The sequence below is a fragment of the Marinomonas polaris DSM 16579 genome, from assembly GCF_900129155.1.
GTDB classification, from domain to species: Bacteria; Pseudomonadota; Gammaproteobacteria; order Pseudomonadales; family Marinomonadaceae; genus Marinomonas; species Marinomonas polaris.
Map to the genome: position 1 here is coordinate 89,755 of NZ_FQVF01000019.1, position 21,854 is coordinate 111,608.

Sequence of the window (21,854 nt, forward strand, 5' to 3'; positions counted from 1 at the left end):
TCATGTTCAAGCATCTTAAAGCCGTTTCAGGCGACCCTCTTTTAGCTCTTATTATGGCTCACAAACAAGATCCAAATCCGAAAAAAATCGATTTGGGTGTGGGTGTTTATAAAGACGATAATGGCCATACACCGATTTTAAATACGGTAAAAAAAGCCGAATCTATTTTGCTTGAACAAGAAGACTCTAAAAGCTATCTAGGTATTTACGGTGCTACCGAGTTTGAAGCCATTATCAAAGATTTGATTTTAGGCGATGGCAATGAACTGATCACTTCTGGTCGTATTCGCTCTACACAAACACCTGGCGGTACAGGCGCATTAAAAGTTGCAGCGGATTTTATCAGCGCAAACTTAAAAGGTGCTCGCCTTTGGGTAAGTGATCCAACTTGGGGTAACCACAAGTCTATTTTTGACTCTGCTGGCGTAGAAGTAAAAGACTACCCATATTACGATCCAGCGACAAATGGCCTACGTTTTGATGACATGATGGCGAAGTTAGAAGCCGAAGTAAAAGAAGGCGATGTGTTGTTGCTTCATGCTTGCTGCCACAACCCAACAGGTATCGACTTGCAATTCGATCACTGGAAAGTCCTAACCGATTTCGTTAACAAACGCGGTTTGTTGCCATTGGTCGATGCGGCATACCAAGGTTTTGGCGACGGTTTAGATGAAGATTTAGCTGGCTTGCGTTATATGGCTGCCAATGTTCAAGATATGTTGATCGCGAACTCTTTCTCGAAAAACTTCGGCATTTACCGTGAACGTTGTGGTGGTTTGAGCGTTATTGCTGCGTCTGCTGATGAAGCAAATGCTGCATTCTCTATTATTGGTCAAGCTATTCGTGCGAACTACTCTATGCCACCTGCTCACGGTGCGGCAGTAGTTTATACCATCATGAGCAACCCAGAACTAAAAGCTGAGTGGATTTTAGAAGTTGCTGCTATGCGTGATCGTATTAACGGTTTGCGTGAAAAGCTAGTAGCTAAATTGGCTGCGTCTGGCGTGAGCAAAGACTTTAGCTTCATCAAGGATCAGCGTGGCATGTTCTCTTACTCTGGTTTGACACTAGAACAAGTTCGTACATTGCGCAGCGAATACGCGATTTACATTGCCGACACTGGCCGTATGAGCATTGCCGGTGTGAGTGATAATAACATCGATTATTTGTGCGAAAGCATTGCAAAAGTTGTTGGTTAATTTAAAAGGATCTCTCTTTTTAAACATCATTGCTTTTAAAACAAAGCTCTAAAACAAAAAACCGTGATCTAACCAGATCACGGTTTTTTGTTGCGGCTTTTAGATAAAACGGACCTAATAAAGCAATTTGCCTAAGTGATGAAAAACTTAATGCAGTACGCGAGTTTCTTTGTTTTTTGTACCGGTTTGCATTTCAGGGTGATAATGCTGCACCAAGCGCAATATCGAAGGCTCTAAGGTTTCTCTCCAGAAAGTAACCTCTGCCGTCACCATAGTTTCAAGCTTGTCCCAACCCGCTTCAGTACCAAATAAACGCACTGGCGCTAGGACTTCATCGAAAAACTCTCGATCACCACCGATCCCTAAACCGATCAGTTTGGCGCCACGAATAAAGCCAACACACCATTCTTCAACTAATAAAGTGTATTCACCATCAACTTCTTGCTCTAGATACACTGGATAAAAATCCCCAAACAACAAGCTGTTCATGGTTTCCATATACATGATAAGCACAAGGCTAAGAAACTCATCCTCTTGTTCGGTTGATTCCCAAACAGGTTGATCTTCGTCCGCGCCCCAAATAGCGTTTAGCCAAACATCTGGTTCTAACTCTTGCACAGAGCAACCCAACGCCGTTAAAAAGCCATCTAACTCCGACACACACATCAGTGAGCGATCTGTCCCGAATGTCAATAAATAGTGATCTATTTTTTCGTAAAGGACTTCTTCGCTGATGACATCATCGTCTTTTTCTTCAGACATTCATTCGTTTCCATTTAGTTGAGCTATACATATATTTTAGCTTGCTTGGGCAAAAGCGATAGCCGTTGTTCTATCAATCAACGATCGCCAAGTTACCGTAGGTTTCTAGCCAGTTTTTACGATCCCCTGCGCGTTTTTTCGACAACAGTTTGTCTAGAAGCTCATCAGTATCCGGCTTATCTTCCATGGTTAGCTGGATTAAGCGGCGCGTGTCTGGCGCCATGGTGGTTTCGCGTAGTTGTGATGGATTCATCTCACCCAAGCCTTTGAACCGTTGTACGTTTGGCGTACCACGTTTGTTTTCAGCAGCAATCTTGTGCAAGGTGATGTCTTTTTCTTCGTCATCTAGAGCGTAGTAAACTTCTTTACCAATGTCGATTCGATACAAAGGCGGCATAGCAACAAATACATGACCGCCGTTGACCAAGGCCGGAAAGTGACGCACAAACAAGGCGCAAATCAGCGTTGCGATATGCAACCCATCCGAGTCGGCATCGGCCAGAATACAGATTTTTCCGTAACGTAGACCACTTAGATCGTCTTCACCAGGATCGACACCAATCGCTACGGACATATCATGAATTTCTTGGGAGGCAAGAACTTGGTTAGAATCGACTTCCCAAGTATTTAAGATTTTACCGCGTAGTGGCAAAATAGCTTGGAAGTCTTTCTCTCGGGCTTGTTTAGCAGAACCACCCGCAGAGTCCCCTTCCACGAGGAAAAGTTCGCTTCGAGAGGAATCTTGTCCAGAACAGTCCGCCAATTTACCCGGCAATGCTGGGCCTTGGGTAACTCGTTTACGCACAACTTTTTTACTGTCTTTTAGACGTTTTTGCGCGCTATTAATCACAATGTCGGCGATTTTTTTACCGTCTTCAACATGTGAGTTCAACCAAAGGCTAAATGAGTCTTTTACCGTCGCGGAAATAAACGCAACGATTTGACGAGACGATAAACGCTCTTTGGTTTGTCCTGAAAATTGTGGTTCTTGAATTTTGGCCGACAATACGTAGCTGCAACGATCCCAAACGTCTTCCGCAGTTAACTTAATGCCTCGCGGTAACAGGCTATGGAAATCACAAAACTCACGCATGGCTTCTAACAAACCAGTTCGTAAACCGTTAACGTGAGTACCACCCTGCGCAGTCGGAATCAAGTTGACATAACTTTCTGTCACCAACTCGCCGCCTTCTGGCAACCACTGCACCGCCCAATCAACACCTTGTGTCTTTTCCGTCAAACCACCAATGAAAGGCTCATCTGGTAGCAACACAAAACCGTCATTGGCCTGCGCCAAGTAATCTTTCAAGCCATCCTGATAAAACCATTCTTCACGAGCTTCTTCGCTGCCACTTTGATCAATAAAAACAACATGAAGACCTGAACAAAGTACCGCTTTGGCTTTCAATAAATGTTTTAAACGAGATAGAGAAAACTTAGGGCTATCGAAATATTTGGTGTCGGCAGTGAATTTTACTTTAGTACCGGTGTTTTTCTTACCGACGGTGCCGACTTCTTTTAGTTCTGAGGTTTTAAAACCATTTTCAAAACCAATGTGGTACTGGATGCCATTACGTCTTACCCAGACTTCTAAGGAAGTAGATAAGGCGTTAACAACCGATACACCGACACCGTGCAAACCACCAGAGAACTGGTAGTTATCACCAGAGAATTTACCACCAGCGTGAAGCTTAGTCAGGATCAACTCAACACCCGATATTCCCTCTTCTGGGTGAATATCGACTGGCATGCCTCGACCATTATCTTCTACGCTCAATGAACCGTCTTTGTATAAGATGACTTCAATACGATCTGCATGACCGGCCAAGGCTTCATCGACGGAGTTATCGATAACTTCTTGTCCTAGATGGTTAGGCCGTGAGGTGTCCGTATACATTCCTGGGCGTTTTTGTACAGGTTCTAAGCCACTAAGAACTTCTATCGATCCGGCGTTATATTCTTTTGCAGACATGCGTGTTTTTACTTCCAAGTTGATCGTGCGTCATAGTGTCAAAATACTACAGCGCGTGCGAGTGTAAATTAGATTGGCTAGAGTCTATCACTGGTTTTACTTAGTGTGAAATAGTCCAACAAAAGCAGTAGCTTACTCGGTTAATATTTCAGCAAAACGAAGGATTTCTGTAGAAAACCGTTCAAATTCAATAAAACTATGATCGCCTTTTTCTTCGCGAGTAAGTCGTGCTGTTTTGGGAAAAGCTTTAAGCGCTTCTTTATAGTCCAGTACTTCATCACCTTCTTGAATCATCAGCCAATACAAATCCGCTGTCGGTTCTGTAACTACCAATTGCTCAAGCTCTACCATGTGCACTTGAGTTAATTCGTATTCTTCATTGGTATAAGGGTTAAGCTGTAGCCCCAGAAAATCTTGCAACAATACGGGAGCCTGCACCGCAGGATTCACCAAAATAGCCTTCAAACGATATTTTTCGGCAAGATACGCGGCATAAAATCCACCAAGAGAACTACCGATTAACGTAATGCCCTGATGCTGATTGGCTTCAATTATCGCTTCCAACTGTTTAATAGCTTGCGCTGGTTGCCAAGACAAACGTGGAGAAATAACAGCATCTCTCAAGCCCATTTTTTTCGCAGCATCCCCTAACACAGTCGCCTTATGGGAACGTTCCGAGCTATTAAAACCATGAATATACAGTAGAGCAGTCAAAGGGATCTCGTCTTTTTACTTAGGTTAAGTTATGAAGGCTAAAGTCAGGATCAGGCAAACTGAAAAGACAAGGTGTTATTCAATCTATGACCATGCTTCAAACACAGCTCTAATAAATCAGCCAGTTGTTGGTTTAAACGAAATTTCTCGTCTCGATGCAGCATCGCATCATTTGGATATGGGTATGTACCACTGTATTGTCTATGACCATCAGTAATCTCAGCAATACCAACATCATGATACAAGCGCACCGTCATAGATAGTGTTGTCTTGAATAGTAGTTTCTTAGGGATTTCAGGGCCAAACTCTAATGCAATTTCAGAGGTGAAACGACTTTCTTTGCCAAGCGTCAAACATAAACGACTCTCTTGGTCGCCTGCACTATGAACAGAAAAGTTCCAAGAATCCATCTCTTCTTGACCGCGCATGAGTTTACCTAAACGACGGTAATTCAACTCGCCGAGCAGCTGTAAACTCACCAAATCTGGTACATATTGTTTCGATGTTTTCTGTGTCTTCATAGTATCTGTCACTCTTGTGACGTATTTCCTTTTGAAAAATCTTGCTCTGAACCAATCATAGCATCCTGTTTTAAGGCGTCTAGCTGATGACTCATGCGTGTGTCTTTATCGTGCCAGTATAGATTAAACCAAGTAAAAAAGTGCTCTCTATCGCTGCTTGCCGCTTGGTATTCTGGCGTTAACATCGTATTTGGTATGGCGACTTCTCTCACCATGACCTTAACTTTTCCAATTCGCCCACACAGTAAATCCCAACCGGTTATGGTCTTTTGTTCATATAAAACATTGATGTCTGTAATGCTTTTGATGGACTGTGGCATGGTTTGCAATATGAAACTTACGCCTCCCGCCTTAGGTTTTAATAAGCAATGATAAGGCGATGCCTGTTGTTTGTGCTTCGCTTCAGTGAAACGTGTGCCTTCCACAAAACTCATTATAGAGTTTGGACGTTTCAAAAGACGTACACAAGACCGTTTGGTCGTCGCTAAATCTTTACCGACTAACTTGGGGTTCTTTTGAATTTGCTCTTTAGTATAGCGCTTCATAAAAGGAAACCCCATGATGTAAGCCGCCGATCCAACAAACGGCAACCAAATCAGAGCTTGCTTCATAAATACTCTTGGTAAAGGGCGACGGCCTTTGAGCTGAGCAAAAATTACGAACACATCGACCCAAGATCGATGATTCGCAATGATCAAATGCCAATGCTCAAAATCTACTTTCATCGTTTCATCAAGTTCCCATCTTATTCCTAAGATGTTTTGAAACCACCACTCACAAGAAGCCACCCAGCCATCATATAAACAATTAAAACAGCGCTCAGCAAAGTTTTCGTAGCGGGTATTTTTTAGTAATAATAACGGCGCAACAAGATGAACCAACAAGGTCCAGAAAAATACATTGCTACACATAAAAGCAAAAGAAATAAGACCAATAACTGGCTGCAATAGCGTCTTCTTATTTATAAAAACAGCTGCCTCTGACTTCATCAACTTAAGCACACCAACGTTTTACAAGATCACTTTTGTTTAACGCAAACCACTGCAATCCCATAATAGTACTGGCGTTTTCCACATCATTCTTAAGCAAGGCAATAGCGTCTTCAGAAGATACAAGATGCAATTTGATGTCTTCATTTTCTTCGTCTAATCCATGAACTTTCGTGGTATCAACAAGACTCGAATCGAATTCTCCCGCATACATACGTAAGTACTCCACCAATCCACCCGGCGACGGCACAAACTTAAACATGTATTCAAGACGTTTTACCGTCACTCCCGCTTCTTCGAAAGATTCACGGCGCGCTACGTCTTCATCGCTTTCGCCTTCTTCTACCATACCAGCGACTAACTCAAGCAGCCAAGGCGATTCGCTTCTCAATACGGTAGGACGAAATTGCTCAATCAGCAAAACTTTATCCGCCACTGGATCGAATAATAATACGCACACAGCATCGTTACGCACCATCATTTCTCGAGTCATGGGCTGACTCCATTCCCCGTTAAACTTTTTATGTTTCAAGGTCAGTTTGCGCATTTCAAAGAAGCCTTTGTAAAGACATTCGTCGGCTAATACCTCAACATCTTTTTTGCTGTACGTCGGTTTAAACTTCATATTATCTCGTCCTAAGCAGGCCACTATTTTGAGTGTGGTCTGATATGATTAATTCGCAACTCTGGCAATAACTGTTACAAAAGCCACTATGACAAAAGTCGCAATTACAAATTTGGAGTGTCGTAAATGGAAAATATACGTTGCGCTTGGTGTTTAGGATCTCCTGAATACATTCATTATCATGATAATGAATGGGGAACCCCTATTTATGACGACCAAGCGTTATTTGAGTGCATTGTACTAGAAAGCGCTCAAGCAGGTCTAAGCTGGATTACTATTTTACGCAAACGAGAAGGTTACCGAGCGCTTTTTCATGGTTTTGACCCAGTTAAAGTCGCTAACATGACCGAAGCTGACGTAGAACGATTATTACTGGATGAACGCATCGTTCGCCATCGCGCTAAAATAGAAGCCACCATTAACAATGCCAAAGCCTTTTTAAAAATTGCCGACGAATTTGGCTCATTTAGCCAATATTACTGGGCATTTAGCGACAACAAAATTATTGATAATCAGATAAACAACCACACCGATGCTCCAGCGGTGACAGAATTGTCGACTCATTTTGCCAAAGACTTAAAAAAAAGAGGTTTTAAATTTCTTGGTGCCACGACTTGTTATGCTTTTATGCAGGCCACAGGTATGGTTAATGATCATATTACAGACTGCATATCGCGGAAGAAAAAATAAATTGATTATACAGTTATAATCAATAGCAGTTCCTTGATTTCATTAATGTTTAGCCTAAAGCAGTCGATATAGTAAAAAGATTCTTTATACAATGGCCATGTTCATTGGGCTTTCAAATTCCATTATTTAGTTTGGTAAAAAACATGTTTAACAACAAAAGCATTCTTATTACTGGCGGCACCGGCTCTTTCGGTCGTCAGTATGTGAAAACACTATTGGCCAACTACCAACCTAAACGACTGGTTATTTATTCTCGTGATGAGTTGAAGCAGTACGAAATGCAGCAAGATTTTGATGCTTCTTGCATGCGCTATTTTATCGGTGATGTTCGAGACAAAGATCGTTTAACTCAAGCCATGCGAGATGTAGATTTTGTCATTCACGCTGCGGCACTAAAACAGGTTCCAGCCGCTGAATACAACCCGATGGAATGTATCAAAACCAACATTCATGGTGCTGAAAATGTAATTGCTGCAGCGATTGCTAATGATGTTGAAAAAGTCATCGCTTTATCCACAGACAAAGCCGCTGCACCAATCAACCTTTATGGCGCGACCAAGCTCGCTTCTGACAAGTTATTTGTCGCCGCCAACAATATGGTAGGACAAGGTCGCACGCGTTTCTCTGTGGTACGTTACGGCAATGTAGTTGGATCACGCGGCTCTGTTGTGCCTTTTTTCCAAAAGCTGGTTGCTGATGGCGCAGAATCCATCCCAATTACCCACCCAGACATGACTCGCTTTTGGATCACCCTACCAATGGGTGTGGATTTTGTATTAAAGAACTTCCAACGCATGCACGGTGGTGAGATTTTTATTCCTAAAATCCCTTCTGTGAGGATCTTAGATTTAGCCGCGGCTTATGCGCCAAACATTCCGACTAAAGATGTTGGTATTCGCCCCGGTGAAAAGCTCCATGAAGTAATGTGCCCTGGGGATGATTCTTTCCATACTTATGAATTTAAAGATCATTATGTCATTTCGCCAAGCATTAAGTTTTATCAAGACGACATGGATTTTGCACACAACCGTTTAGGCGAAACGGGCGAGTTGGTTGAACCAGGATATGAATATCAATCTGGCAGCAACCCACACTTTTTAAGTATTGAAGAGATTTTGACCTTCGATGATGCACACTGATTTTATTCCCTACGGCCGACAATCCATTAGCGAAGACGACATTGCGGCCGTCGTAAAATCGCTCCGTTCTGACTTTTTGACTCAAGGCCCTTGCGTCAGTGAGTTTGAACAAGCAATTTGCACAAAGGTCGGCGCTCGTTATGGTGTGGCAGCAAACAGCGCCACATCCGCTTTGCACCTAGCCTGCTTAGCGTTAGGAGTTGGAGCAAACGACACGGTTTGGACCTCTCCCAACACCTTTATCGCTTCTGCTAATTGTGCACGTTATTGCGGTGCTAATGTAAGTTTTGTCGACATTGATCCTCGTACATACAACATGTGCGCGAATAAATTGGCTGAAAAATTAGCCATAGCAAAAGCACATGGTCAATTACCAAAAGTCGTGATTCCGGTGCATTTCGCAGGTCAATCTTGCGATATGGAAGCTATTCACGCCTTATCAAAAGAATATGGTTTTCGAATTATAGAAGACGCTTCCCATGCGATTGGTGCGAAATACCAAGACAATTACGTGGGCAATGGGACATTCAGTGATATATGTATTTTCAGCTTTCATCCAGTGAAAATCATCACGTCTGCTGAAGGTGGCATGGCAATCACCAACAACGAACAGCTTGTTAAGCACATGCGTACGCATGCTCAGCAAGGTACGACCAAATCACCTGATGAATTAACGCAAATGCCAGGCGATTGGTACTATGAACAACACACGCTGGGCTTTAATTACCGCATGACGGAATTACAAGCTGCTCTTGGCTTGTCACAATTATCGCGCTTAGATGACTTTATCGAACGCCGTCATCAGCAATTTTCTTACTATGAGGCGTTGTTAAAAAGCTACCCTGTTACCTTGCCTTATCAAGCGGATGATAATTACTCGGCACTGCATTTGTATCCGATTTTATTGCCAGAACACAACAAGGCGGCCAGAAAAGGGGTGTTTGATATTTTACGTCAAGCAGGCATTGGAACTCAGGTGCATTACATTCCTGTGCACACCCAACCTTATTATCAAGAACTTGGGTTTAAAAAAGGCGACTTCCCTATCGCAGAAGATTACTACGACCGCACACTGAGCCTGCCGCTTTTTGCCGACTTAACTTATGCTCAACAAGAGCGTGTAGCTCTGATTTTAAAACACGCTTTAATTGCTAATCGAGTGATGAGAGCCTAAACCATGAAAGACAACTCTCTCTCACAATATAACAAAGCAGATCAAGAGACATATCGAGTTGCAGTGATTCCAGCCCGAGGTGGGTCACAGCGTATTCCAAGAAAAAACATTCGCTTGTTAGATGGTAAGCCCTTGATCGGTTACTCCATCGAAACAGCGATGGCTTCAGGGTTATTCAATCGCGTTATTGTTTCTACCGACGACGCAGAAATTGCAGAAGTCGCACGCAAATTTGGCGCAGAAACTCCGTTCTTTCGCCCTGCCGATTTGGCTGATCACATGACAGGTACAACCCCGGTAATGCAGCATGCGCTGCGCTGTTTGATTGATGAAGGCAAAACACCAGACCAAGCTTGTTTGATTTATGCGACTTGCCCAATGCTGACGCCAGAAGATTTACAGCAAGGTTTGGCACAACTAGACCAAAGCACAGCATTTTGCTTTTCAGCCACCACCTTTGCATTCCCGATCCAAAGAGCACTTCACATCAAAGAAAACGGCGAATTAGCCCCCATGTTTCCTGAACATATTCGCAAGCGTTCACAAGATCTGATCGAAGCGATTCACGATGCTGGACAATTTTATTGGGCGAGCACTCAAGACTGGTTTGATGAAGAAATATTTGGCCCTAAATCTAAGCCTTTATTATTACCAAGACATAGAATTCAGGATTTAGACACCGAAGAAGATTGGTTGCGCTTAACGCAAATCATGAAGCTGCAAAATATGAGTTAATGGTTTTTGCTACGCGGTTTGCACCGTCACCATCGACTAAACCACGAGCCGTTTTACGAGCATTTTCTTGCCACTCAATATCTAACCAGCAACGATTAATCACTTCAACCAACTGTTCAATACGTTGCTGCCGCACTTCTTCCGGCACATTATCAAAACGAATAGACCGACACCAATCTAATGGAACATGTTGCTCCAAAGAGCGAGTTTGATTGTCAGCCACTTGAGCAAAGATGGTCGGCACGCCCATGCAAGCCAATTCAAACAAGGTGCCACCAGCGGCAGAAATTGCCATCTTGGCTTGCTTCATCAAATAAGTGACATCCGCTAAACCTTGTTCAACAGCGATACTATTGTGGTGACAAAAACCGATCACTTGGTCGGCATTTTTGGCATTAGCGCCCAATAGAACCTGAATGTCTTTCGTAGGAAAACCTGACGCCAACAAGGCGTTTAAAATAGGCAAAGTTAGAGTAAGCGGGTCGGTTCCGCCAAGGGTAATAAGCAATTGCTGTGGTAAAATTTGATTTAATTCGAGCTTTTGGAAAGCTGGTCTTAATAACGCGTATCGGCTTCCCGTTAATGGGAATTCAATTTGCTTGGAATAACCTTGCAGCAAAGGATTCAGAAGCCATTTGGCAGGAAAGTCACCTCTGTCATTCATATCATCCAACACCAGTAAATTTGGCTGATGTTGATGCAATACCGTAATATCTTCGGCACTGTAGCCGTAATGATCTAAGATCACTAAATCAGCTTGTTCTGCTAGAGACAAAAATTCTACCTTGCACTCTTTTTCAGTAAACCCTTTTTCAGATTGGCCACCGATAAAACAATCTTCAGGGGAAGCAAAGGCTTGATAACGACGATCCACCACAAACTGACATTGCCAGCCGAATTGATTAAAAGCATGAATCAAGGCTTGGCAGCGAACTCTGTGCCCCATACCGATCTCGACAGAAGCATCAGCTCGCACCAAGAGTTTCACGCCATCATATCCCAAGCAAGCGGCTGACCTTTTTGCGCATCTTCCATTAATGTTTTACCTAACACTTCTGGCCAATGTTTAGGCGCAAGACCAAACGATGGACGAATGATTTTCAGGTGCTCTTCAGTCAATATGGTGCCAGCGGGTAAATCTACTGCCACATAAATAGAGCGGCGGTATTTCTTCGCAGCTTGCTCGGCATCTGAGCCACCATAAGTCACCGTACCAAGCGCCGCTTTTGCCGCACGACAAGCGACAACTAGCGCTTTCATCTCTTCGGGTTCCATAGAGAATTCAGCATCAACCCCGCCAGCACTACGATCTAAAACAAAGTGCTTTTCGATAACAGTCGCACCTAGCGCCGTTGCAGCTACAGCCGCCCCCAAGCCTTGGGTATGGTCAGATAATCCAACTGGGCAACCGGTTTTTGCTGCTAAATCGGCCATAGTGACTAGGTTGGAATCTTCTATTTTGGAAGGGTAAGTGCTGGTGCATTTGAGCAGTGTTAATGGATTATCACCAATGGCTCTAATAGTTGCTACGGCTTCTGCTATTTCTTCTTCACTTGCCATGCCAGTGGACATGATAATCGGCTTGCCGGTTCTTGCTACCGCTTGAATTAACGGAATGTCGGTCATCTCAAAAGAAGCGATTTTATACAAAGGCACATCGATAGATTCTAAAAATGCCACTGCACTTAAATCGAAAGGCGAACTAAAGGCTACTAATCCTAAAGACTCAGCCAATTCGAACAACGGCTTATGCCACTCCCAAGGCGTTGAGGCTTTTTTGTACAGGTCATAAAGGTTAGAACCACGCCACAAGCTGTCACTTTCAGACACCATAAATTCACCATGACGCACATCTAACGTCATGGTGTCTGGCGTATAAGTTTGTAGCTTAATAGCATCCACGCCTGCGTCTGCAGCAGCATGAATCATGGCTTTGGCGAGTTCAAAATCTTGGTCATGGTTGCCCGATAACTCAGCAATAATAAAAGGCATTTTTTCAAACATAGCTTCGAACATAATTAACCATTATAAAAAGTGATTAGATGATCATTGCCTTGATCTACATACTCAGACGCTTGCTGGAGCATGCTTGGCATTTCTTCAAGGAATTCACACCAAGGCGTAAATAAATGACGAGCCCGAGCAACGGTTTCAGCTTCGTCCTGATACTTAAACAAAAACTGCACGATCAAAAAAGTGGAGTAAGTGAAAGAGCCGATTAACAAATCATAAATATGACGGTGAATACTTCCTTTCAAGAAATAAATCTGACGATGATGAGACCAAAATAAATCACATACTTGCTCACGTGTTGTTATGGATTCATCCCAGCCCTGTTGCAGAACCCGACTAATCTTACGGAAGTCATCTACAGAAATAAGCGCATTGGCAGACTGGTCCACTAACGACTCTGGCGGTTCGGTAAAAAATACGTTTTCTAGAATATCGATAACTTTAGTGTGATCGATTTTAGGATCCATGATGAGAACATCTTCAAAACGTAAGGGAGTTACGCCTTCGATTTTTGCGCCATCGGATAAATTAAAACTGGCAAAATTACGGCGCTTATTCAATTGTCGAGTAAGAGATTCCAACTGAACACGTGAAGTATCCATAATCCCTGTCGCGTAAATTGTGCCGCCGAAGTTTCCTTCGCGTTCTACTAATTTTGCTTCTTGGAAAGTTTGGAAGCCAGATTCTTTGCCGTCTTTATAATATCCACTGTGAACTGAGTGATGGCTGCCTTTATCTTTGAAACCATTGTCTACACCAAGGTAATAGACATTGTTAAAACCAAAGAGATGAACATAAGACAATGCCAAGTTAGCAACCACCGGATTACAGTAATTCAGCTGTACGTACTCTTTGCTATCACCATGGGAGCGTGCTTGATTTAACATTAAAGAGGTTATGGCTTCACCAGGTTTCATCGCCATGCCCGAGCGTTTAAAACAATCAAACAAGCCGGGGTGCATAACATTTACCGACAATCCCCAAATTTTATCGAGATAGTCTTGATCTAAAAATTGGAACTTATCAACCGTTTGCTTAAGGCGTTCAATATCTACATGGATATCAGGTGTCACACCTAATTTTTTTAATGTGTTGATGGTCGAACCACAGCAAATCAGCAGAACTTGATCGCGCACTTCTTTGACCAATTCAATCCCTTGATCAAGAGATGGGCCATTACCTAGAATAAAAACAGGAATATTACTCACCCATTTGGGCAAAACATCACGGCCTTGAAAATGAGCAATTTTAGTTTTAGGTAAGGATTTCAAGCCTTGCGCAATGCCGATTAAAGCATCATCGAAAAACCCCCAACCCATGACCTGACGTGCATACTGCTTTTTAAAATATTCAATCGCTAGATCATTCTCAGGGCTGCCATAACCAACATAAAGAAAAGTTTCTGGAGCCATGAAGAAACCATTCTCTTCTAATTGACGAAGGTACTTTTCGGTAAATTCTTCAGGACTCACACCTAAAAAGAAATGAATGGTACGACCATCACGGTTACAGATTTCTAAAATATTCTGCCACTCAATAGCAAACAATGAGTAATAGAAAAAATCCAAATCACATTCATACAGATAAAGGTGTTTTATCTCGCGTTCAGCAAGAATCATTTCAAGCTGATAACCAAACTCCACGCCAAACAATATTGCAGATCCAACAAACTCGGGCCAACCACTTTGTGGCTCTAGTCCTGCGGATTGTTGCTCAACTTGATCTAGTATTTTATTACTGTAGTACACATGGCGGCTTGGGTGATTTGCTGTGCGCTCTAGATTTAATACCGTTTTATTAGGCTTAATAAAGGCTCTATTTACTCTTTCGGCAGACTGAGCTCTTGGATTTTTCGAAAAAAGTGGCACACCAACATCTTCACGGTAAAGATTAAGCTCACCACTTTCTTCCATGTAAATATGACGCTTTTTAGGTTGGTAATCTTGAAAGGATTCAAAGATGTGAGGCATTATCTGAGAAAACATATTCATGTTTCTGATGTATCGCTCAGTCAACTCTTGATCATGCTCTTTGAGGCGTGATGCACCTCTTTCAAACAACGAAGCAAATGCTTCAGCCTGATCAATAGAGGATAATTTTTCCTCATTCTGCATTTTTCACGCCTTTGTACTTATTGACACTCTTACGAGTTTTATTAGTTTGGTAAAGTTGTTTTTGCATTTCCGCATGAACATCACGAATAAACTGAATAGCAGATTGATGTATCAATATAAAGTGCTTTATCCGCTCATTATCCTTTGGAGTAGAAAGTGGTCTAATGGAGCGAATAAAGCCATCATTTTCTTCACATAATAGCTGTATTTTTTCTACGTCTTTATCAATAACACTTTGTTCTAATGCGGCACTCAACTCAGTTAAGTGAGACATATCAAACATTAAACCGCTCCAACTCGAGCTTCGGTCTGGCCTTCATAAGCAGCTTGCTTATCAGCTGTAGATATTTGATCCCAAGCACCTTTAATTTGCAAAATAAGGCCCATTACCTGATCAAGAATTCCAGTATCTTTTGCAATGCTTGCTTCAGTGATACGAACTATCATGTATTCGTAAAGTGACTCAAGATTATCAACAAGCTCTGGATTAACATCACGGTCTAATGCATCTCTCAACGCATTAATAATTTCACTAGCGCGAGTTAATGCTGCAGCTTTTCCTTCCCAGTCTGAACGTTCGATACAACCTTTGCCTAACGCTAGCTTTTCAAGCGCACCTTGCATTAAGAGCTGAATGACGCGATGAGGGTCAGCCGACGCTAAATCAGACTTGATTGAGTCCTTTCTGTAGGCTTGGATCCCTTTACTCTTGTACATAGACAACCCCATTTAATACGTGTATTACAATTTAAAACAGTTTACATTTTTGCCAATACAGAATTCAAATAGCCGCCTTGAGCGTTCATATTTGCAAGACGAGAATCTAAACTTGTAAATTTAGAACGGAGTGAATCTTCATATTTGACCATGCGGTCTTCATAAGACTCTAATGCTCCTTCTGTACTATCTATCGACCGACGAACCGAATCCTTTAATGAATTTGTCATTCCGCTTGATCCAGTGTAGTTATCAAGTAGATTTTCTAACGACTGTGCCAAACCATTATCACCAGCAATCAATGGCGCTATATCGCTATAGCCTTTTTTCATAGCATTATCAAACTTAGTATTATCAAAACTAAGCTTACCTTTGTTATCCATTTTCACACCGAGATCGAAAATAGAAGTAAAGACTCCAGAATCGCCATGACCACTCATTAATTGAGTAGATAAAGAGGACTGCAAATTCCGGACCACGCTATTGCCATTTAAAACAGCGCCTCTATCTGAGCTAGCTTGTAGCACCCCAATAACATCATTGTAAGAGGCAATAAACTCTTCTATGGTTTCTTGTACTGTCTTCTGATCAAAACTGATGTCAACCTTTGTGGTTTTATCTGTCGGCGCCAAGGCCTCAATAGACAAACCAGCAACAGCTGTATCAAAAGTATTGTTATCGCTTCTAATCTGAATACCGTCTACGGTAATAATCGCATCGCGAGCTTCGTCGCCCAAAGGTGTATACAAACCAGCCGATATTCCTTCGGTCGAAACACTGTCTAAACTAAGAACACCATTATTGGCTGCAAGTGTAGAAGCACCTTTTTTATCTGCAATGTCTGAGCCTTTAGCATCTACAGTAATAGGATCAGTATCACCATCTGATTCTGCTATATCTTTTTCTTCATCTGCAGGAATTGGCCCATCATTGGCAAAATCGACATCATCTCCCGCTAAATCCAGCTCATCTTTTTCATCAACAGTTGGCTCAGATTGTTCCTCAATTGGAGCATCCTCAACCGTGTTACCTGAATTTTCTTCAATAGGATTATCAATAATGTTGCCATCTTCGTCTCTCACAACAGAAGTATTGATAATTTTGAGTGTATTTGCAGCACCCTGAATTGAAGATGTAGCCGTGAAGAATAGATTACCGTTACCATCATCAACTAAATTAGCAGACACACCAAAGTTATCTTCCGATGTATTAATTTGATTACGAAGTTCGGATAAGGTAGTACCAGCATCAACGGTAATAGAGAACTCGTTGCTACCAGCTTTAAAGGTAAGTCGCGAATCTTGTTTAGTAACAACATCATCCGCGGAGGAAAAAGTACCAGGCGCCGACATAACTCGACTGCCCTTTGCTAGCTGATTTACATCAATAGCATAAGAACCATTAGAAGCCGTACTATCTGTAGTAATAGCAATAACTTCTTCACCTTCTGTTTGGGCGATTTTTGCATCACGCCCAGTAAAAAGCTCATCATCATTCAGAGCTTTGACAGAAGATTTAAAAGTATCAATAGCAGAGCCAACTTTGCCTAATGCAGACAGTTCAGCCTCATAACCATCAATTTTATCTTGATAAAGTTTTACTTTAGCGTCTTTTTGAGCACTCACCATTTGCTTAACAAGGGACTCTAGATCAATACCAGACCCTGCACCTAATGAGCCTACCGACATAACTTTATCTCCTGACACCTACATTATCTATTATCAGACCTCACTGTTTACCAAGGTTCCCTTGATATCACTTAGTTGGCTCATAATAGCATCTATTCTATCAGACATTTTAAGAAACTCTTCTGTAGGGATTTGGCGTACCACATCACCCGTTGTCTGATCTAACACTTTTACGATATTTTGCGCTCTGTCTTCTGTAATTTCAAAGGTTAAATGCACATTTAATTGAGACATTTTTTGATTCATGATCTCAACATCATGAGGCTCCACCTTCGCAGAAGAGTTTAAAAATTCAGAATTTCGATTATCTTTATCTGCTCTGCTTATGTCGGCTGTATTTTGTACAACTTTAGCATTTGCTTGGCGTAAGGCGGCAAAATCTTCTGCGGCACGCTGTTCTGGCTTCAAAGAGTAATTGAGACCCTGCTTAGAAAAATCACTGGCATTAATAGACATATCAGAGTTCCCCCAAATAGACAAAAGCCGGGACTATGTCCCAGCTTTCCGCTACCAATAATGCTTAACCCAATAGAGACAAAGCAGTTTGTGGACGTTGGTTTGCTTGAGCCAAGATAGATGAACTTGCTTGCTGAAGAATTTGAGAGCTTGTTAGCTTAGCAGTTTCTTCCGCAAAATCGGCATCACGTACACGAGCACGAGCAGATGATACGTTTTCGGTAATGTTACTCAAGTTACTAATTGTAGAACCAAAACGGTTTTGAACAGCACCCAATTCAGCACGCTTTGAGTCAACTGCTGCAATCATAGTGTCTAGAACGTCAACCATGCTCTGAGCATTAGCCATTGAAGATACAGAAGCAGTTGATACGTCGACCTGTGCAGTAGTTGAACTACTAGACAGACCAGACATAGTGAAACCACCATTACCAGCATAATCGATTGTGTTGTTAATGCCACCGTCAGTTAAGTTAAAGCTGATAGTTTGGTTAGAGTCTGCACCCACCTGGAAAATACCAGTGTAAGTACCATCCAATAAGTTCTCACCACCGAAGGTAGTATCTGAAGCGATACGGTTAATTTCAGTAGATAACTGACTAACTTCTTGTTGAATAGCCGCGCGGTCTTTATCTGAGTTTGAACCGTTTGACGCCTGGATAGATAGCGTACGCATACGCTGCAACATGTTTGTTGTTTCATCCAATGCACCCTCTGCCGTTTGAGACAAAGAAATACCATCGTTGGCGTTACGAACCGACTGATTCAAGCCATTTACCTGAGAGGTTAAACGGTTAGAGATAAGTAGACCTGCCGCATCATCAGAAGCACTGTTAATACGTAAACCAGAAGACAAACGTTCAAAAGATGTATCCAAAGATTTAGCTGAGCCCATTAGCTGGCGCTGTGCACTTAAAGATGAAGTATTAGTGTTTACATAAAGAGCCATCATAGCCTCCTAGGTTTTATTAAATCCTGCAAAAAAGCAGATCGTATAAGGTTTTCGACAAGAATCTGAAAACCTTTAGTCAAATTAGGAATTTTTTTTCCCTTTAACGGAAAAAAACATCCCATATTGCGGCAAATTAATGCCTAACTAATTGTTTTGAAATGAATTTAAAACAATTAAATTTATTTGCACTTTTTTTTAAAATAATGTGTTTTTGCCCTAAATATCCAAAAAAACACACCTGAAGTGCCTTTAAAATTCTTTTCTAGGTAGGCAAGCTGACGAAAAACTTTCGCTATGTATCCGATCTCCACCAGTCAAAGCGGCAACCACCTACCATAAAAATGATATTCCACTTAAAAAGCGCCCAAAAATTGCCACCCCAAAAGCCACTTACTTTCAGCAGCTATTCAAGACAAAAAAACGCCCGTAGCTCATTTAAAAACTAACAAAAGACGCAACTGTGCTATTCAAAAAACCATAGGCAGTTTTACCGTCTGCTTTTTCAGCCATAGGCTTTCCCTGATGTAAATAGGTCAGAAAACTTACTTTTGTGCCTACGAATGACCATGCCGCGTTCACGACCGCAATCTATTCGAAAGGTTAAGAAAAAAACTGTCATCAACCTCAATTCCTCAAAATCAATACGTTTAATCCGACTATCAAGGCTGCGGAAAAAAGACGCAGCTGTGCCGTTCAAAAAATCCGAAAAACGAAATTTTGCCCACTCTTCAGCCACAGGCTTCCCCTGATGTAAATAGGTCAGAAAGCTGACTTTTTCATCCACGAATGACCACGCTGTGTTCACAACTGCAATCTATTCGGAAGGTTAAAAAAGAAAACTGCCATCAACGTCAATTCCTCAAAATCAATACATTTAATCCGACTATCAAGGCTGCGGAAAAAAAGACGCAGCTGTGCCGTTCAAAAAATCCGAAAACCGAAATTTTGCCCACTCTTCAGCCACAGGCTTTCCCTGATGCAAATAGCTCAGAAAACTGACTTTTTCGTCCACAAATGACCATACTGCGTTCACGGCCGCAATCTATTCGGAAGGTTAAAAAAGAAAACTGCCATCAACGTCAATTCCTCAAAATCAATACGTTTAATCCGACTATCAAGGATGCGGAAAAAAGACGCAGCTGTGCCGTTCAAAAAATCCGAAAACCGAAATTTTACCCACTCTCCAGCCACAGGCTTTCCCTGATGTAAATCTGACTTTTGCGTCCACGAATGACCATGCCGCGTTCACGGCCGCAATCTATTCGGAAGGTAAAAAAAGAAACCTGTCATCAAACTCAATTCCTCAAAATCAACGCGTTTAATTTGCCAAAAAAAGACGCAGCTGTGCCGTTCGAAAGATTGGAAAAACGAAATTTCGCCCACTCTTTATCCACAAGCTTTCCCTGATGTAAATAGGTTGGAAAACCGACTTTTGTGTCAGTGAATGACCACGCCGCGTTCACAATCGCAATCTATTCAGAAGGTTAAAAAAGAAATCTGTCATCCATCTCAACTCCTCAAAATCAACACGTTTAATTTGCCAATCAAGGCTGCGAAAAAAATACGCAGCTGTGCTGTCAATAAAAAATTCATTGCTCATGCGACCTAACGGAACAAGACATCGCCAACATGCATTCGACACATTTCAATTCGCTAGAGCCTGTTCTATTCAGTACTCTTCATTTTTTAGCAGCGAGCCTTGACTACTAAAACCTAGTAAAATCACCTATAGTTTCTCGCAAGACCCAGCAATGCATTTAAGACACAGACACATCGCTGCAATATTCACTAAAAACGATCCAAGCTCTTGAAAAGACTTGATTAAAAAAGCCTATCTCAAAGCCGATCAAGAGCAAAACAACACATATGTCGTGATCTGTTTACTCAATAATCGCCTGCGACATAAGCCTCAACACCACATAAAACTTCCCCCCAAAACCACCCAAAACGCACACAAAACACGCTATTTGGGCAAAAAAAAGCCGGGTGAAAAAATCACCCGGCATAAAAGGCACCTCTAGGAGAGAGAAGTAGCCCATTTTCCGAGACAAACTCGAATCGTTTGCAAAAGCTGCAATCTAGTGCCGCTTCACATCATGCTATTTTGTATAAATTAATTACCTAATAAAGATAATGCAGTCTGAGGGCGCTGATTTGCTTGAGCAAGAATAGTACTACTTGCCTGTTGCAAAATTTGCGTGCTAGTCAGATTGGCAGTTTCTTGAGCAAAATCGGCATCTCGAACTCGAGCACGAGCCGAAGATACGTTTTCAGAAATGTTACTCAAGTTAGTAATTGTAGAACTAAACCGGTTTTGTACAGCACCTAGCTCTGCTCGCTTAAAATCCACCGCTGAAATCATACTATCAAGAATGGAAATCATACTTTGAGCATTCGCCATACTCGAAACAGACGCGGATGTTTCATCCACCTGAGCTTGAGCCTGGTTAGATAGACCTGACATGGTAAAACCATTATTGGCCTGATAATCAATAGAGTTATTTGGGCCACCAAACTCCAAAGTAAAACTAATCGTTTGGTTTGCATCGGCACCAACTTGGAAAATACCTTGATAAGTACCGTCTAGTAAGTTCGCGCCACCAAATGTAGTGGTTGCGGCGACTCGGTTTATCTCTTTAGACAATTGCCCCATCTCTTGCTGTAGAGCGACACGGTCTTTGTCTGAGTTTGAGCCGTTTGCTGCCTGAATGGACAAGGTACGCATGCGTTGTAGCATACTTGTCGTTTCGTCTAAGGCACCTTCAGCTGTTTGAGCTAAAGAAATACCATCGTTTGCGTTTCGTACAGATTGGTTCAAACCATTAATCTGTGAGGTCAAACGATCTGAAATTTGAAGACCCGCAGCATCATCTGCAGCGCTGTTAATTCGACGACCAGATGACAAGCGTTGGTATGACGTATCAAGGTCTCGACTAGAGTTTGCAAGTAACCGCTGAGCATTCAGCGAGGACACGTTAGTATTTACGTATAAAGCCATTTTTTCTCTCCTAAAAACATTTTTTTAACGAGACAACCTTTTGATTTAATTAGTTATTTGGTTTTTGTCTCTTATTAAAGTTATCGACACCTTGGCGCTGATCTTTAATATTTTTTTATACTTTTTTTGAATTTCTTACATTTTCTTAACTCAAAAAAAGCGGTACCCACAGTTATCGAACTCAGAGTAAATAACTTTAAGAATAAAAGTGAAAAACACGAAAAAGACTTAAAAAAGGTATAAAAAGATACATAGACATCTAATGATCTATTTCTCGCTAAACGCTAAACGCTAAACGCTAAACGGTGAACGGTGAACGGTGAACGGTGAACGGTGAACGGTGAACGGTGAACGGTGAACGGTGAACGGTGAACGGTGAACGGTGAACGGTGAACG

21 protein-coding genes are annotated in these 21,854 nt (G+C 41.9%); 5 read left to right on the plus strand and 16 right to left on the minus strand.

Going from position 1 to position 21,854, the window contains the following annotated elements; all coding sequences use genetic code 11:
* Positions 1–2 precede the first annotated feature (2 nt).
* Positions 3–1,199 carry an amino acid aminotransferase gene (locus BUA59_RS18345; RefSeq protein ID WP_072841120.1) on the plus strand — a complete coding sequence of 399 codons (1,197 nt, stop codon included), beginning with the start codon at positions 3–5 and terminating at the stop codon, positions 1,197–1,199.
* Positions 1,200–1,346: 147 nt separating this feature from the next.
* Here the strand turns inward: BUA59_RS18345 and BUA59_RS18350 are convergent, their stop codons facing one another.
* From BUA59_RS18350 to BUA59_RS18375, 6 genes are all read right to left on the minus strand, one after another.
* Positions 1,347–1,961: a UPF0149 family protein gene (locus BUA59_RS18350; protein ID WP_072841121.1), complete on the minus strand. Its 615-nt coding sequence runs from the start codon at positions 1,959–1,961 to the stop codon at positions 1,347–1,349.
* Positions 1,962–2,034: 73 nt separating this feature from the next.
* Positions 2,035–3,933 (minus strand): DNA topoisomerase IV subunit B, encoded by a 1,899-nt coding sequence (gene parE / locus BUA59_RS18355; protein WP_072841122.1) that lies wholly within the window; start codon positions 3,931–3,933, stop codon positions 2,035–2,037.
* Positions 3,934–4,065: 132 nt separating this feature from the next.
* Positions 4,066–4,647, minus strand: coding sequence for a YqiA/YcfP family alpha/beta fold hydrolase (locus BUA59_RS18360; protein ID WP_072841123.1), 582 nt, complete (start codon positions 4,645–4,647; stop codon positions 4,066–4,068).
* Positions 4,648–4,697: 50 nt separating this feature from the next.
* Positions 4,698–5,168, minus strand: coding sequence for a DUF1249 domain-containing protein (locus BUA59_RS18365; protein WP_232617158.1), 471 nt, complete (start codon positions 5,166–5,168; stop codon positions 4,698–4,700).
* A gap of 8 nt (positions 5,169–5,176) precedes the next feature.
* Positions 5,177–6,157 carry an acetyltransferase gene (locus BUA59_RS18370; RefSeq protein WP_072841125.1) on the minus strand — a complete coding sequence of 327 codons (981 nt, stop codon included), beginning with the start codon at positions 6,155–6,157 and terminating at the stop codon, positions 5,177–5,179.
* A gap of 4 nt (positions 6,158–6,161) precedes the next feature.
* Positions 6,162–6,782, minus strand: a complete 621-nt coding sequence (locus BUA59_RS18375; RefSeq protein WP_072841126.1) for an NUDIX domain-containing protein — start codon at positions 6,780–6,782, stop codon at positions 6,162–6,164.
* A gap of 126 nt (positions 6,783–6,908) precedes the next feature.
* On the opposite strand from BUA59_RS18375, the gene BUA59_RS18380 reads away from it, so the two are divergent.
* From BUA59_RS18380 to pseF, 4 genes are all read left to right on the plus strand, one after another.
* Entirely contained in the window at positions 6,909–7,472 is a 564-nt protein-coding gene (locus BUA59_RS18380) for a DNA-3-methyladenine glycosylase I (protein WP_072841127.1), read from the plus strand.
* Between the two features lie 143 nt (positions 7,473–7,615).
* Positions 7,616–8,611: a UDP-N-acetylglucosamine 4,6-dehydratase (inverting) gene (gene pseB / locus BUA59_RS18385; protein WP_072841148.1), complete on the plus strand. Its 996-nt coding sequence runs from the start codon at positions 7,616–7,618 to the stop codon at positions 8,609–8,611.
* Positions 8,598–9,785: a UDP-4-amino-4,6-dideoxy-N-acetyl-beta-L-altrosamine transaminase gene (pseC, locus tag BUA59_RS18390; RefSeq protein WP_072841128.1), complete on the plus strand. Its 1,188-nt coding sequence runs from the start codon at positions 8,598–8,600 to the stop codon at positions 9,783–9,785. The genes pseB and pseC overlap by 14 nt, the downstream gene beginning before the upstream one ends.
* A 3-nt stretch (positions 9,786–9,788) precedes the next feature.
* On the plus strand, positions 9,789–10,520 hold the full coding sequence (gene pseF / locus BUA59_RS18395; protein ID WP_072841129.1) for a pseudaminic acid cytidylyltransferase: 732 nt from the start codon (positions 9,789–9,791) through the stop codon (positions 10,518–10,520).
* On the opposite strand, the gene pseG is transcribed toward pseF, so the two are convergent.
* From pseG to BUA59_RS18445, 10 genes are all read right to left on the minus strand, one after another.
* The gene (pseG, locus tag BUA59_RS18400; protein ID WP_072841130.1) at positions 10,495–11,508 is read right to left on the minus strand and encodes a UDP-2,4-diacetamido-2,4,6-trideoxy-beta-L-altropyranose hydrolase; all 1,014 of its coding nucleotides are present in this window, start codon (positions 11,506–11,508) and stop codon (positions 10,495–10,497) included. The two genes, pseF and pseG, sit on opposite strands and share 26 nt — an antisense overlap.
* Positions 11,505–12,536, minus strand: a complete 1,032-nt coding sequence (pseI, locus tag BUA59_RS18405; RefSeq protein WP_072841131.1) for a pseudaminic acid synthase — start codon at positions 12,534–12,536, stop codon at positions 11,505–11,507. The genes pseG and pseI overlap by 4 nt, the downstream gene beginning before the upstream one ends.
* 2 nt (positions 12,537–12,538) lie before the next feature.
* Positions 12,539–14,647, minus strand: a complete 2,109-nt coding sequence (locus BUA59_RS18410; protein ID WP_072841132.1) for a motility associated factor glycosyltransferase family protein — start codon at positions 14,645–14,647, stop codon at positions 12,539–12,541.
* A complete protein-coding gene (locus BUA59_RS18415) occupies positions 14,637–14,930 on the minus strand; it encodes a hypothetical protein (protein ID WP_072841133.1) in 294 nt (97 codons plus the stop codon). The genes BUA59_RS18410 and BUA59_RS18415 overlap by 11 nt, the downstream gene beginning before the upstream one ends.
* On the minus strand, positions 14,930–15,364 hold the full coding sequence (gene fliS / locus BUA59_RS18420; protein ID WP_072841134.1) for a flagellar export chaperone FliS: 435 nt from the start codon (positions 15,362–15,364) through the stop codon (positions 14,930–14,932). Before fliS ends, BUA59_RS18415 begins: the two co-directional genes overlap by 1 nt.
* A 41-nt stretch (positions 15,365–15,405) precedes the next feature.
* A complete protein-coding gene (fliD, locus tag BUA59_RS18425; protein WP_072841135.1) occupies positions 15,406–17,052 on the minus strand; it encodes a flagellar filament capping protein FliD in 1,647 nt (548 codons plus the stop codon).
* Between the two features lie 33 nt (positions 17,053–17,085).
* Positions 17,086–17,508 carry a flagellar protein FlaG gene (locus BUA59_RS18430; RefSeq protein ID WP_072841136.1) on the minus strand — a complete coding sequence of 141 codons (423 nt, stop codon included), beginning with the start codon at positions 17,506–17,508 and terminating at the stop codon, positions 17,086–17,088.
* 64 nt (positions 17,509–17,572) lie between these two features.
* Positions 17,573–18,457, minus strand: a complete 885-nt coding sequence (locus BUA59_RS18435; protein ID WP_072841137.1) for a flagellin N-terminal helical domain-containing protein — start codon at positions 18,455–18,457, stop codon at positions 17,573–17,575.
* Between the two features lie 505 nt (positions 18,458–18,962).
* Entirely contained in the window at positions 18,963–19,265 is a 303-nt protein-coding gene (locus BUA59_RS18440; RefSeq protein ID WP_072841138.1) for a hypothetical protein, read from the minus strand.
* A 1,308-nt stretch (positions 19,266–20,573) separates the two neighbouring features.
* On the minus strand, positions 20,574–21,458 hold the full coding sequence (locus BUA59_RS18445; protein WP_072841139.1) for a flagellin N-terminal helical domain-containing protein: 885 nt from the start codon (positions 21,456–21,458) through the stop codon (positions 20,574–20,576).
* Positions 21,459–21,854 lie beyond the last annotated feature (396 nt).

Coding starts and splice junctions, on each gene's coding strand:
- BUA59_RS18345 (WP_072841120.1), top strand. CDS start 3: ATGTTCAAGCATCTTAAAGCCGTTTCAGGCGACCCTCTTTTAGCTCTT.
- BUA59_RS18350 (WP_072841121.1), bottom strand. CDS start 1,961: ATGTCTGAAGAAAAAGACGATGATGTCATCAGCGAAGAAGTCCTTTAC.
- parE (WP_072841122.1), bottom strand. CDS start 3,933: ATGTCTGCAAAAGAATATAACGCCGGATCGATAGAAGTTCTTAGTGGC.
- BUA59_RS18365 (WP_232617158.1), bottom strand. CDS start 5,168: ATGAAGACACAGAAAACATCGAAACAATATGTACCAGATTTGGTGAGT.
- BUA59_RS18370 (WP_072841125.1), bottom strand. CDS start 6,157: ATGAAGTCAGAGGCAGCTGTTTTTATAAATAAGAAGACGCTATTGCAG.
- BUA59_RS18375 (WP_072841126.1), bottom strand. CDS start 6,782: ATGAAGTTTAAACCGACGTACAGCAAAAAAGATGTTGAGGTATTAGCC.
- BUA59_RS18380 (WP_072841127.1), top strand. CDS start 6,909: ATGGAAAATATACGTTGCGCTTGGTGTTTAGGATCTCCTGAATACATT.
- pseB (WP_072841148.1), top strand. CDS start 7,616: ATGTTTAACAACAAAAGCATTCTTATTACTGGCGGCACCGGCTCTTTC.
- pseC (WP_072841128.1), top strand. CDS start 8,598: ATGATGCACACTGATTTTATTCCCTACGGCCGACAATCCATTAGCGAA.
- pseF (WP_072841129.1), top strand. CDS start 9,789: ATGAAAGACAACTCTCTCTCACAATATAACAAAGCAGATCAAGAGACA.
- pseI (WP_072841131.1), bottom strand. CDS start 12,536: ATGTTCGAAGCTATGTTTGAAAAAATGCCTTTTATTATTGCTGAGTTA.
- BUA59_RS18410 (WP_072841132.1), bottom strand. CDS start 14,647: ATGCAGAATGAGGAAAAATTATCCTCTATTGATCAGGCTGAAGCATTT.
- BUA59_RS18415 (WP_072841133.1), bottom strand. CDS start 14,930: ATGTTTGATATGTCTCACTTAACTGAGTTGAGTGCCGCATTAGAACAA.
- fliS (WP_072841134.1), bottom strand. CDS start 15,364: ATGTACAAGAGTAAAGGGATCCAAGCCTACAGAAAGGACTCAATCAAG.
- fliD (WP_072841135.1), bottom strand. CDS start 17,052: ATGTCGGTAGGCTCATTAGGTGCAGGGTCTGGTATTGATCTAGAGTCC.
- BUA59_RS18430 (WP_072841136.1), bottom strand. CDS start 17,508: ATGTCTATTAATGCCAGTGATTTTTCTAAGCAGGGTCTCAATTACTCT.
- BUA59_RS18435 (WP_072841137.1), bottom strand. CDS start 18,457: ATGGCTCTTTATGTAAACACTAATACTTCATCTTTAAGTGCACAGCGC.
- BUA59_RS18445 (WP_072841139.1), bottom strand. CDS start 21,458: ATGGCTTTATACGTAAATACTAACGTGTCCTCGCTGAATGCTCAGCGG.